The sequence below is a fragment of the Asanoa sp. NPDC050611 genome (genome assembly GCF_040654855.1).
Taxonomy (GTDB): Bacteria; Actinomycetota; Actinomycetes; order Mycobacteriales; family Micromonosporaceae; genus Asanoa.
This window is the reverse complement of sequence record NZ_JBFAIU010000043.1, coordinates 1-12,327: the sequence shown is the minus strand read 5'-3', so window position 1 is coordinate 12,327 and position 12,327 is coordinate 1. Positions and strand designations below refer to the sequence as shown.

11 protein-coding genes are annotated in these 12,327 nt (G+C 72.7%); 8 read left to right on the top strand and 3 right to left on the bottom strand.

All coding sequences use genetic code 11. The annotated features are described in order from the left end of the window. Positions 1-229: 229 nt before the first annotated feature. Positions 230-1,096: a glycine betaine ABC transporter substrate-binding protein gene (locus tag AB0H87_RS09725; protein WP_360142182.1), complete on the top strand. Its 867-nt coding sequence runs from the start codon at positions 230-232 to the stop codon at positions 1,094-1,096. Positions 1,097-1,289: 193 nt separating this feature from the next. Then, positions 1,290-2,831: a hypothetical protein gene (locus AB0H87_RS09720; RefSeq protein ID WP_360142180.1), complete on the top strand. Its 1,542-nt coding sequence runs from the start codon at positions 1,290-1,292 to the stop codon at positions 2,829-2,831. Positions 2,832-2,835: 4 nt separating this feature from the next. Here AB0H87_RS09720 and AB0H87_RS09715 read toward each other — a convergent pair whose 3' ends face one another. Next, positions 2,836-3,987 carry an NADH-quinone oxidoreductase subunit D gene (locus AB0H87_RS09715; protein WP_360142178.1) on the bottom strand — a complete coding sequence of 384 codons (1,152 nt, stop codon included), beginning with the start codon at positions 3,985-3,987 and terminating at the stop codon, positions 2,836-2,838. Further along, a complete protein-coding gene (locus tag AB0H87_RS09710) occupies positions 3,962-4,948 on the bottom strand; it encodes an SAM-dependent methyltransferase (protein WP_360142176.1) in 987 nt (328 codons plus the stop codon). The genes AB0H87_RS09715 and AB0H87_RS09710 overlap by 26 nt, the downstream gene beginning before the upstream one ends. 123 nt (positions 4,949-5,071) lie before the next feature. On the opposite strand from AB0H87_RS09710, the gene AB0H87_RS09705 reads away from it, so the two are divergent. The 6 genes from AB0H87_RS09705 (at position 5,072) to AB0H87_RS09680 (ending at position 11,197) form a co-directional block, all read left to right on the top strand. Continuing rightward, on the top strand, positions 5,072-5,986 hold the full coding sequence (locus AB0H87_RS09705; RefSeq protein ID WP_360142174.1) for a DUF2520 domain-containing protein: 915 nt from the start codon (positions 5,072-5,074) through the stop codon (positions 5,984-5,986). Next, positions 5,983-6,819: a pantoate--beta-alanine ligase gene (panC, locus tag AB0H87_RS09700; protein WP_360142172.1), complete on the top strand. Its 837-nt coding sequence runs from the start codon at positions 5,983-5,985 to the stop codon at positions 6,817-6,819. Before AB0H87_RS09705 ends, panC begins: the two co-directional genes overlap by 4 nt. 107 nt (positions 6,820-6,926) lie before the next feature. Then, complete coding sequence (locus tag AB0H87_RS09695) at positions 6,927-7,823, top strand: septum formation family protein (RefSeq protein ID WP_360142170.1); 897 nt, start codon at positions 6,927-6,929, stop codon at positions 7,821-7,823. 61 nt (positions 7,824-7,884) lie between these two features. Beyond that, positions 7,885-9,525, top strand: a complete 1,641-nt coding sequence (locus AB0H87_RS09690; RefSeq protein ID WP_360142168.1) for an L-aspartate oxidase — start codon at positions 7,885-7,887, stop codon at positions 9,523-9,525. After that, a complete protein-coding gene (gene nadC / locus AB0H87_RS09685; protein WP_360142166.1) occupies positions 9,525-10,424 on the top strand; it encodes a carboxylating nicotinate-nucleotide diphosphorylase in 900 nt (299 codons plus the stop codon). Before AB0H87_RS09690 ends, nadC begins: the two co-directional genes overlap by 1 nt. 5 nt (positions 10,425-10,429) lie before the next feature. After that, entirely contained in the window at positions 10,430-11,197 is a 768-nt protein-coding gene (locus AB0H87_RS09680) for a type III pantothenate kinase (protein WP_360142164.1), read from the top strand. Here the strand turns inward: AB0H87_RS09680 and AB0H87_RS09675 are convergent. Further along, on the bottom strand, positions 11,170-11,910 hold the full coding sequence (locus AB0H87_RS09675; protein ID WP_360142162.1) for a class I SAM-dependent methyltransferase: 741 nt from the start codon (positions 11,908-11,910) through the stop codon (positions 11,170-11,172). The genes AB0H87_RS09680 and AB0H87_RS09675 overlap by 28 nt on opposite strands. Positions 11,911-12,327 lie beyond the last annotated feature (417 nt).

Genomic DNA, 12,327 nt, shown 5'->3' with positions numbered 1-12,327 from the left:
GAAATCGCGGACGGGAAGCTTGTCCCTCCGTCCGTCGGACACGCGGCCGGCCCAGACGGGTCGCGCCGGGACACGGAAGGCGGGCATATTCATGCGCGCAGTTTCACGGCTCGCGATGGGGGCGACAGGCGTCCTCTTCGTGGCTGGACTCCTTGCGGGTTGCGGTGAGGCCGGTTCCTCCGGCACTCAGGCGCCCGCGTCCGCCGCGGCGGGTGCCGGTTGTGCACCTGTGGCCGGCGACCAGCTTGTCGTCCTGCAGGACGACAAGAAGCTCCAGAACAGCGACAACGTGGTCGCTGCCATCAACACCAAGGCGGCCAGCCCGCAGGTGGTCGCGGCGACCAACAAGGTCGCCCAGGCGCTCGACACCCCGAAGCTGATCCAGCTCAACCGGGCGGTCGACGTCGAGCGCAAGACGTCGGCGGTGGCGGCGCAGGAGTTCGCGGCGGCCAACAACCTGACGGCCGGCATCGAGAAGGGCCCCGGCGGCGACATCATCGTCGGCGCCGCCAACTTCAGCGAGAACGCGACGCTCGGTGAGCTCTACAAGATCGCGCTGACCGCGGCCGGTTACAACGTGACGGTCCAGACGATCGGCAACCGGGAGCTCTACGAGCCCGCGCTGGAGAAGGGCGACGTCCAGGTCGTCCCGGAATACGCGGCTTCGGCGCTCGACTTCCTCAACGGCAAGGTCAACGGCGCCAACGCGAAGCCGCTGTCCTCGCCCGACATCAACGAGACGATGGCCCAGCTCCGGCCGCTCGGCGAGAAGGTGGGCATCACGTTCGGCGAGCCGTCGGCCGCGCAGGACCAGAACGCGTTCGCGGTCACCAAGGCGTTCTCCGACAAATACGGCGTGACCACGCTGTCGCAGCTCGCGGAGAAGTGCTCCGGCTCGGCCACCGTCCTCGGCGGCCCGCCTGAGTGCCCGCAGCGTCCGAAGTGCCAGCAGGGTCTCGTCGCGACCTACAACTTCAACGCCGGCAAGTTCAGCTCGCTCGACGCGGGTGGCCCGCAGACGAAGAACGCGCTGCGCACCGGCGCGATCAGCGTCGGCCTGGTGCTGTCCTCCGACGGCGACCTGGCAACCACCTGATGACCGGCCCGGGCCGGCATCCTTCGCGGGGTGCCGGTCCGGGACCGACCGACTCGTGGTGGTTCAGCGGCGTTTGGCCGACTCACCTGACGTAACGGGGGCCTAGCAGACCCCGGTGGTGGGCGGCATCGGACGCATGGGCGGCGCACGTGGCCATTCCGCTGTTCGGGATGTCTCGGTAGGCTCACGACCCATGCCGACGCGTGACGACGACGAGGAGCCCCGGGGCCGCCCGCTGCTCAAGTTGTTGTTCTGGGCCGGCGTCGGGCTCGCCCCGATCGCCATGCTGTTGCTGCTGCTGGCCGACGGCAACGGCGCGATGCGGATCGCCGCCGTGCTGGCCGTCCTCGCGGTGGTCCTCATCGGACTGTCGATCGGGCTGCGCGGCGACGCCGACTCGATCCGCGGCGAGCTGGAGGACATGGTCGCCGACGAGATCGACGGCCTGCAGGGCGACGTGCGGCGCGACATCGACACCGCCGCCCGGGCCGTCCACCGGCAGGTCGGCGAGAAACTACAGGCCCTGCAACAGACCGTCGACGCGATGCGGGCCCAACTCGACGCGCAGCGCGCCGGGCCACGGCCGCCGGCCGTCGGCGTGCCGGCGCAGGCGCGCGACACGGGCAGCGCTACCGGCGCGGCGACCTACGGCGCCGCGCGGGAAGGCGCGACCTACGGTGCCGGCGCCGCCACCTACGGCCGCGCCGCCGAGGGCACCACCTACGGTGCTGGGCGCGCCGCCAACACCTACGGAGCCGACAGCGGCGGCGCGCGGGAGCCCGACGACGATTGGGCGGCCAACCAGCAGCCGGCCATGGCGCAGGCCGGGCGCACCTACGGCGCCCCGGTCGACGCCGGCGGCACGCCCCGCCCGCCACGCGCCCGGATGCCCGGCGGCGTCGTCCGGCACACCGAGACGGTCCAGGTCACGACCAGGCACACGGTGGTCGACGGCGGTTCCAGCTACGGCGAGGGCAAGCGCTACCGGGACGACGACAACCGCTACCGCGCGGACGACGGTTACCGCGAGGACGACCGCTACCGCGACGAGGACCGGTACGCCGACGACGACCGCTACGGCGGCTACCGGGCCAGCGACTGGAGCGACAGCTCGCAGAGCGGCGGCACCTACGGCGGCCGGCGCCGGCAGGACGACAGCGCCGACTACGACGACGAGGGCTACGGCCGCCGCGCCCGGGTCGACGACGACCGGTCCTGGGACGCGGGCGACGGCGACGGCGACGGCGAGGAGTCGTTCACCGACCGCCGGCTGCGCGAGTTGCGCGGTGACCGGCCGGCGATCGAGCGCGGCGACGATCCCGCGTACGACCCGCAGTGGTCCTCGACCCGCGCCGGCGACCGCTGGGCCGCCGTCCGCTCCGACGACCGCGGCCGGGAGCTGCGGATGGGCGAGCGGCGGGCGAGCGTCCGGTCCGACGACACCGGCACCGAGTACCGCGTCGAGGACCGTTGGGCCGCGGTGCGCCGCGACGACGACCGGACCGCGGGCGCACCCGAGTGGTACGCCGACGCCTGGTCCGGCAGCCGGTCCCGCTCCGGCGGCACGGGCAACACGTACGGCCAGAGCCGGGACTACCAGGACGACGAGTGGACCGGCGGCCGCGCCCTCCCGTCTGCCGAACGCGACCGGGATCGGGATCGGGACCGCGACCGGGACAACGCCTGGGGCCGCGGCTCCTACGACGACGGAGGCGGCGACGCCCGCTGGCGGTGAGCGGCTATTTGTCGATGTCGCCGACGACGAAGAACATCGAGCCCAGGATCGCGATCAGGTCCGGCACGAGGCAGCCCGGCAGCAGCGTGGTCAGCGCCTGCACGTTGGCGTAGGACGCGGTGCGCAGCTTCATCCGCCACGGCGTCTTCTCGCCCCGGGACACCAGGTAGTAGCCGTTGATGCCGAGCGGGTTCTCGGTCCAGGCGTAGGTGTGGCCCTCGGGCGCCTTGACCACCTTGGGCAGCCGCACGTTGACCGGGCCGGTCAGCCGGTCGACCCGGTCCAGGCACTCCTGCGCCAGGTCGAGCGACACGTACACCTGGTCGAGCAGCACCTCGAAGCGCGAATGGCAGTCGCCGGCCCTCTTGGTCACTACGGGCACCGACAGCTCGTCGTACGCGAGGTAGGGGTCGTCGCGGCGCAGGTCGAAGTCGAGCCCGGAGGCGCGGGCCACCGGACCGGACGCGCCGTACGCCGCCGCCTGCTCCGCGGTCAGCACGCCGACGCCGACCGTACGCGCGAGGAAGATGTCGTTGCGTCTGATCAGGTTGTCGAGGTCGGGCAGGCGGCGCCGGACCTCGCCGATCGCGGCGCGGGCCCGCCGGGTCCAGCCGGCCGGCACCTCTTCCTTGAGGCCGCCGACCCGGTTGAACATGTAGTGCATCCGGCCGCCGGAGACCTCCTCCATCACCGTCTGCAGCGTCTCGCGCTCGCGGAACGCGTAGAAGACAGGAGTGATCGCGCCGATCTCCAGCGGGTAGGAGCCCAGGAACATCAGGTGGTTGAGGACCCGGTTGAGCTCGGCCAGCGCCATCCGCAGCCACACCGCGCGCTCCGGCACCTCGATGCCCATGAGCCGCTCGACCGCGAGGGCCACGCCCAGCTCGTTGGCGAACGCCGAGAGCCAGTCGTGCCGGTTGGCCAGCACGATGATCTGCCGGTAGTCGCGGACCTCGAACAGCTTCTCCGCGCCCCGGTGCATGTAGCCGATGATCGGCTCGCAGGAGACCACCCGCTCGCCGTCGAGCACCAGGCGCAGCCGGAGGACACCGTGCGTGGACGGGTGCTGCGGTCCGATGTTGAGCACCATGTCGGCGGTGTCGAGCCCGGCACCGGTGCCGACGGTCACCTCACGGAGATCCGACATGCTGGCCATCGTCCCACGTCCAGCCGTCGATACCCACCGGCTGGAGCAGCCACCAGTGATCGCCCAGGCCACCGGGCGCCATCAGTTCCGCCGCCGCGGACGCGGCCGCCAGCGCGCGCACGTAACCGGCCGGGTCCGTGCCCGCCAGGCTGATCGGTGGTCGCCCGCCGTCGGCGCCGAGCGCGCGCAGCGCCTGCCGCTGGTTCATCAGCTGGTACGCGCGACCGGCCACCGCCGAGCCGGCCAGCGCGACGGCGTCAACCGCCACGTGCGCGGTCACGTCCCGGCTCCCGTCCGGCACCGGCGGCACCTGCCGCCCCGCGCGGAAGCCGGTGAGCGTGCCGCCGACGGGCCGCTCGCCCAGCAGGTGCCCGTAGTCGACCGCGACCGCCAGCCCGCGCTCGACCGCGCCGACCGCACCGGCCCACGCCTCGTCCCGGCCGCGCCCGACCTCGCGCCGCGGCCCGTCCGGCCACCAGCGCTCCAGCCAGGCCGCGTCGGCCGGTTCGACCGGCCCGCCGGCCCGCTCTGCCCCGGTGGCGGGGTCGACCTCGACGTAACGGTCGCCCTCGACGACGTCGAGCGGCACGTTGTCGAGCCACTCGGTGGCGATCAGCAGGCCGGTGATCCCCGCCGGCGGCGCGTCCCGCCAGTCGATCACGGCGTCGAGAAACGCCGGCCGGGCCGCGAGCTCGACCGCGACGGGGTGCAGCCGGTCGCGCAGGTCTGTCGGCGCCAGCGCGAGTACGCCGGTGAGCAGCTCACCCCGGCCGGCACCCACATCGACGAAGTCCAGCCGCCCGGGCCGGCCGAGCACGTCGTCGACCCGCTCCAGGAGCCGCAGCACGGCGGTGGCCAGGACGGGCGACGCGTTCGCGCTGGTGCGGAAGTGACCGGCAGGCCCGGCACCGGAGACGAAGAACCCGTGCGGCCCGTAGAGGGCCCGCGCCATCGCGGCGGACCAGCGCATCAAAGCAGCCTAGTGGCCGGTCAAACCTCCCCGTGAAAGTCTTCACAAGTGCTGTGTCCGGTCTTTACCGGATCGCATACTTGATGTTGACCGGTACCTAACCCACGAGGACTGGATCAACAGATGAGCGCATTGCCGCGCCACCCCAGCATCGGACCCCTCACGGTCGGCATCATTGGGCCCGGCCGGGTCGGTGCGGTGCTCGGCGCCGCCCTGAGCGCCGCCGGCCACCACGTGGTCGCCGCCTCCGCCGGTTCGGCCGGCGCCAAGGGCCGGATCGCCCGCCTGCTCCCTGGCCTCCCCCTGCTCCCCGCCGCACAGGTCGCGCACGCCGCGACGGACCTGCTGGTCGTCGCCGTGCCCGACGACGATCTTGCCGGCGTGGTCGGTGACCTGGCCGACCGCGGCGCGCTGCGCCCGGGCCAGGTCGTGCTGCACACCTCCGGCGCACACGGGCTGGCGGTGCTCGCCCCGGCCGCCATCGCGGGCGCCCGGCCGCTCGCCCTGCACCCGGCGATGACCTTCACCGGCACGCCCGCCGACCTCGACCGGCTGGCCGGCATCTCGTACGGGATCACGGCGCCGGCCGACCTCAAGGCGTTCGCCGAAGACCTCGTGCACGATCTTGGCGGCAACTCCGAGTGGGTGGCGGAGCACGACCGCGCGCTCTACCACACCGCCCTCGCCCACGGCGCGAACCACCTGGTCACGCTCGTCAACGAGGCGATGGACCGGCTGCGCGACGCGGGCGTCGTCTACCCCGAGAAGGTGCTCGGCCCGCTGCTGCACGCCGCGCTCGACAACACGCTGCGGATGCGCGACGCGGCGCTGACCGGTCCGGTGGTCCGCGGCGACGCGGGCACCGTGGCCCGGCACGTGGCCGCGCTGGAGACGACCGCGCCGGACTCCGTGCCCGCGTATGTCGCGCTTGCCCGGCGCACTGCGGACCGTGCCATCGCCGCGGGGCGACTACGCCCGCACGACGCCGAGGCGCTGCTCGACGTGCTGGCCAGCGACCGGCCGGAGCGGGTCGCGTGAACCTCGTCGAGACGCGGTCCGACCTGGCCGCCGCCCGCACGGCCCTGCCCGGACGGGTGGCGGTCGTGCTGACGATGGGCGCGCTGCACGCCGGCCACGAGGCCCTGCTGCGCGCCGCCCGGGCCGAGGCCGACGCGGTGATCGCCACGATCTTCGTCAACCCGCTGCAGTTCGGGCCCAACGAGGACTTCGACCGCTATCCCCGCACCCTCGAAGCCGACCTGGAGATGTGCCGGCGCACCGGCGTCGACCTGGTGTTCGCGCCCAGCCGCGAGGAGGTCTACCCGGGCGGCGAGCCGCAGGTGCGGGTCAACCCCGGCCCGCTCGGCGAGTTGCTCGAAGGCGCGAGCCGGCCCGGCTTCTTCCACGGCGTGCTGACCGTGGTGCTCAAGCTGTTCAACCTCGTCCGGCCCGACCTCGCGTTCTTCGGCGAGAAGGACTACCAGCAGCTCACGCTGATCCGCCGGATGGTGCTCGACGTCAACCTGCCGATCGAGGTGCGCGGCGTGCCGACCGTGCGCGAGGCGGACGGGCTGGCTCTGTCCAGCCGCAACCGCTACCTGACCGAGTCGGAGCGGGTCGCGGCGCTGCGGCTCTCGGGCGCGCTGCGCGCGGGCGCGGCCGCCGCCGGGCGCGGCGCGGACGCCGACGGCGCGCTCGCCGCGGCCCACCAGGTCTTCGCCGACGGTACGACCGACGTGCGGCTCGACTATCTCGTGCTGCTCGACCCCGACCTCGGCCCGCCGCCGGGGCACGGTCCCGCGCGGATGCTGGTCGCGGCCAAAGTCGGCGGCACCCGCCTGATCGACAACGCACCGATCGATCTTGGCTGATCAATAACCCGGGGTGACCAGGCGGTTGCGCTCCGCCGTTTCGATGTGGTCCGCTTAGGACTGCACAGCCGTGGAACGCACGCTAAACGGTCCCCGGGGAGGACGCGATGCGTCGATGGACGGCAGCGGTCGTGGTGTTGGTGCTGGCCAGCGCGGCGTGCGGCGACGACGGCGGCGGGGAAGGCGGGGGAGCGGTCGCGGCACCGCAGGTCACGGCGACACCGTCTCCGCCGAGTTGCCACGCGCAGCCCGCCGCGCGTACCGCCGAGAAGCTGGACGGCACCGTCGACTGTGCCCTGCCGCACCAGGCCGAGACCATCCACAGCGGAGAGTTCACCGGGGTCGCGGCCACCTCGGCCACGGTGCCGCCGGCCAGCAGCCGCGCCTCGCTCGCGGTGTTCGGCGAGTGCGACAAGGAAGCCGCGACGGCGCTCGGCGCCGACTGGCGCGAGGCCCGGCTCCGGCTCGACCTGGTGGTGCCGTCGAAGGCCGCGTGGACGGCGGGCCAGCGCTGGTACCGCTGCGACCTCGTCGAGCTGACCGGCGTCGGGCCGGACGGCAAGGTCGCGCCCCGCTCCGGCAGCCTGGCCGGCGCGCTCGAGGCGCCGGACGCCCCGCTGCGCCTGGGCTGTGCGCTGGTCAAACTGGACAAGCGCCAGAACGTCGACACCGTCGCCGACAGCCCGTGCGACGTCAGGCACGAGGGTGAGTTCGCCGGCGTCTGGACCGCGCCGCCGAAGGTCGTCTACCCGGTCAAGGACCGCGACTACGTGCCGTTCTACGAGGGCTGCCTGAAGACCATCGCGGCGTACGTGAAGGTGCCCTACCGGGCTGGCTTCAACGCCCGCACCGGCTACATCCCGGTGCTGGCCGACAAGGCGACCTGGACCCTCGGCGACCGCGGGGTGCGCTGCTTCCTCTGGGTCCGGTTCCGGCCCCTGACCGCGTCCGCGAAGGGCGTCGGCGAAAAGGGCTTCCCGCCCAACATCGGGCAGTCGAGTTAGCCTGCGCACGTTTCCGCCCTCCGGGCGGACACCTGACGATCTGACGGGGTTCACTGAACGGATGGACCCCCGTGTCGCGGAGTTGCCCGAGCTGCCTCGCCGCCTCGCCGGCCCGGAGCCGGGCTGGGCCGAGTCCACCGACGTCGTCGTGGTCGGCTCAGGGATCGCCGGCCTGACCGCCGCGCTGCAGCTGCGCGCGGCCGGCCGGCACGTCACGGTGGTTACCAAGGAGAACATCGACGACGGATCGACCCGGTGGGCACAGGGCGGCATCGCCGCGGTGCTCGACCCGTTCGACAGCCCGGAGGCCCACGCGGCCGACACCGAGGTCGCCGGCGTCGGGCTCTGCGACCCGGCCGCGGTGCGGGTGCTGGTCGAGGAGGGTCCGACCCGCGTACGCGAGCTGATGCGCCTCGGCGCCGAGTTCGACCGCAACCCCGACGGCTCCCTGATGCTCACCCGCGAGGGCGGCCACCACGCCAACCGGATCGTGCACGCGGGCGGCGACGCCACCGGCGCCGAGGTGCAGCGCGCCCTGCACGCGGCCGTGCGGCGCGACCCTTGGATCCGGGTCGTCGACCACGCGCTCGTGCTCGACCTGCTCACCGACGCCACGGGCCGGGCCTGCGGGATCACCCTGCACGTGCTGGGCGAGGGCACCGAGGACGGCGTCGGTTCGATCCTGGCCCGGGCGGTCGTGCTGGCCACCGGCGGCATGGGCCAGGTGTTCGCCTCGACCACCAATCCCGTCGTCTCGACCGGTGACGGCGTCGCGCTGGCGATCCGGGCCGGGGCCGCGGTCACCGACATCGAGTTCGTCCAGTTCCACCCGACGGCCCTGTTCCTCGGGGAGGCCGCGCGTGGGCAGCAGCCGCTGGTCAGCGAGGCGCTGCGGGGCGAGGGCGCGCACCTCGTCGACGCCGACGGCAAGCGGTTCATGGTCGGGCAGCACGAGCTGGCCGAGCTGGCGCCCCGCGACGTGGTCGCCAAGGGCATCCACCGGGTGATGGTGGCCAACGGCACCGACCACGTCTATCTCGACGCCCGGCACCTGGGCCGCGAATACCTGGAGCGGCGGTTCCCGACCATCGTCGCGTCCTGCCGCGCCGCGGGCGTCGACCCGGCGACCGACCCGATCCCGGTCGCGCCGGCCGCGCACTACGCCAGCGGCGGCGTCCGCACCGACCTGCACGGCCGCACCTCGATACCCGGCCTCTACGCGTGCGGCGAGGTGGCCTGCACCGGCGTGCACGGCGCAAACCGGCTGGCCAGCAACTCGTTGCTGGAGGGGCTGGTGTTCGCCCGGCGGATCGCCGACCACATCGCCGGCGAGCTGCCCGCGCAGTCCCAGCCGGGGTCGCTGACCGCCGACGCCTGGGTGCTCGACCCGGGCGTACGGCCCGCGCTCCAGCGCGCGATGACCCGGGGCGCCGGAGTGCTCCGGTCGGCGGGCTCGCTGGCCGCGACCGCCGGCACGATGGTCGGCCTCGGCGCCACCCGCGGCCGCCCGTCGACCGCGAGCTGGGAGGCGACCAACCTGGTGACCGTCGCGGCGGCGCTGGTCGCGGCCGCCACGGCGCGGGAGGAGACCCGCGGCTGTCACTGGCGGGAGGACCACCCGGCCGCCCGCGACGAGTGGCTCGGCCACCTGTTCCCGGCCCTCGACGGCACCGGGGCACCGACGCTCACCTGGGAGGCGTGATGCTGCCGCAGTGGATCTCCGACGATCTCACCGCCAAGGGGCTCGACCCGGCCGAGGTCGAGCGGGTGGTGCGCGGGGCGCTCGACGAGGACCTCGGCCCGGCGCACCGGGACGTGACCAGCGAGGCGACGATCCCGGGCGAGCAGGTCGACACCGCCGACGTGGTGGCCCGCGCCAACGGCGTCGTGGCCGGGCTGCCGGTCGCGGCGGCGGTGTTCGCGCTGGCGGGCGCGCGTACGCCCGAGATCACCCTCAAGGCCCGCGACGGCGACCGGGTGTCCGCCGGTGACCTGCTCGCGACGGTGACCGGACCCACCCGCACCCTGCTCACCGCCGAGCGCACCGCGCTCAACCTGCTCAGCCGCCTCTCCGGGGTGGCGACGCACACCCGGCGCTGGGCGGACGCCCTGTCCGGCACCAAGGCGATGGTCCTCGACACCCGCAAGACCACACCGGGCCTACGGGCGTTGGAGAAGTACGCCGTCCGTGCCGGTGGCGGCACCAACAAGCGGATGGGCCTCTACGACGTCGCCATGATCAAGGACAACCACAAGCTCGCCGCGGGCAGCGTCGCCGAGGCGTACCGCCGGGTCCGGGAGGCCTTTCCCGAGGTGCCGGTGCAGGTCGAGGTCACCACCGTCGAGGAGGCGATCGAGGCGGTGGAGGTCGGCGCCGCCTTCCTGCTGCTCGACAACATGCCGCCGGCCGTGCTCCGGGAGGTCGTCGCGGCCGTGGGTGACCGCGCTGAGCTCGAGGCGACCGGCGGACTCACTGTGGAGGTCGCACCCGCGTACGCCGCCACCGGCGTCGACTACCTTTCGGTAGGGGCGTTGACGCATTCGTCACCTATCTTGGACATCGCACTCGATCTTCGCCCGCCGCACCTGAGTCGGAGCTGACCCGCATGCTGCTGTGCATCGACATCGGTAACACCAACACGGTGCTCGCCACGTTCGACGGCGACAAGTTGGTGCACAACTGGCGGATCAAGACCGACGCCCGGTCCACGGCCGACGAGCTCGGCCTGATGTTCCGGGGCCTCCTGGCCGGCGACGCCGTGGAGATCACCGGCGTGGCGGCCTGCTCGACCGTGCCGGCCGCGCTCCGCTCGCTGCGCACCATGCTCGCCCGCTACTACGGCGACCTGCCCAACGTGATCGTCGAGCCGGGCGTGAAGACGGGGGTGCAGCTCGCGATCGACAACCCCAAGGAGGTCGGCTCCGACCGGGTGGTGAACACGCTCGCGGCGTACACCCTCTTCGGTGGTCCGTCGATCGTGGTCGACTTCGGCACGACCACGAACTTCGACGTGATCAGCGCCCGCGGCGAGTTCCTCGGCGGCGCCTTCGCGCCGGGCATCGAGATCTCGTTCGACGCGCTCGCCGCGCGGGCCGCGCAGTTGCGCAAGGTCGAGCCGGCCAAGCCCCGCTCGGTGATCGGCAAGAACACCGTCGAGTGCCTGCAGGCCGGGCTCTATTTCGGCTTCGCCGGCCAGGTCGACCACATCGTCGACCGGATGACCGAGGAGTTGGGCACCGTGAAGGCGGTCATCGCGACCGGCGGCCTCGCTCCCGTGGTGCTCGGCGAATGCCGCACGATCACCCATCACGAGCCGATGATCACGCTGATCGGCCTGCGGATGGTCTACGAGCGCAACGTCGACGCCCGATAGACCATCGTCCGGTACGGCAGCACGAACGACTCGCGACCCGCGAGGTCCGGGTGCGTCCGGGCCAACTCGGCCACGTCTGTCTCGAAGCGTTTCCGGGTGTCCGGGTCGGCGGTCATGTAATAGGACCGGGTCGTCATCATTTCCACCAGGTGGACACCCGTGAGCGGCGTCTCGTGCACGAATTCGCGGTGCTCGACCGGCGTGAACCGAGGGCCGAACGCGGTGGGCCGGTCGTGGTCGCGGTCACCGGCGGTCTTGGCGATGGCATCGAGTGCGGCGACCCATGGTTCCCGGCGGTCACGCAGGTTCCATACCGCGGCGAAATAGCCGCCCGGTCGCAGCACCCGGGCCGCCTCGGCATGCGCGGCGCCGGCATCGAACCAGTGGTACGCCTGCCCGGCGATGACGGCATCGACGCTTCCGTCGGGCAATGGAATCTCTTCCGCCGAGCCCGCCAAGGCCGTGTGTCCATCCGTGGCGGCCGACAGTTGCGCGCGCATTTCCGGATCCGGCTCGACCGGGATCACGTCGTAGCCGGCGGCGATCAGGCCCCGGGTCAGGATGCCCGTGCCGGCGCCGAGGTCGACCACCCGGCGCGGTGCCGGGCCGCCGACCGCCCATTCGAAGGCGGCGCCTGGATACGGGGGACGGAATCGGTCGTACCGTGCCGCTGCCGGACCGAACGACAGAGCGTTGCGCTTCTTGGCATCCATCGCGCCTGAGCGTACCGCCAATATTCGTGACCCACGGCAATGTGACGGCCACCGATCCAAGCGGTGTCAATGCCTGGCGTGATTCCGCTGTGCCGTGGCCGGGACCGGTCGGGTCGCGCAGCCCATCACTGCGCGTGCCCGCGTGGTCCGATCCACGAGATTCCGATCAGAGTGACGTGCTTAACACGAGGCCGGGCGGCGTGGGGTTCAGCACGACGCCGCGAATCCACCACGCTCTGTTGCGCAATCTACGAATCGTGGCGGCGGTAGCGGGCGGCGATTTAACGAAAGCACAAGACTCGGCCTTGAATTTTGCCGTCCTATTGACCGATCGCGCGGCGAACGAGCTATTGTGCTCTTGTTTGTGGGAGGGACCACGCGAAAGGACAGCGGCCCGTGGCCAAGCAGATCATTCAC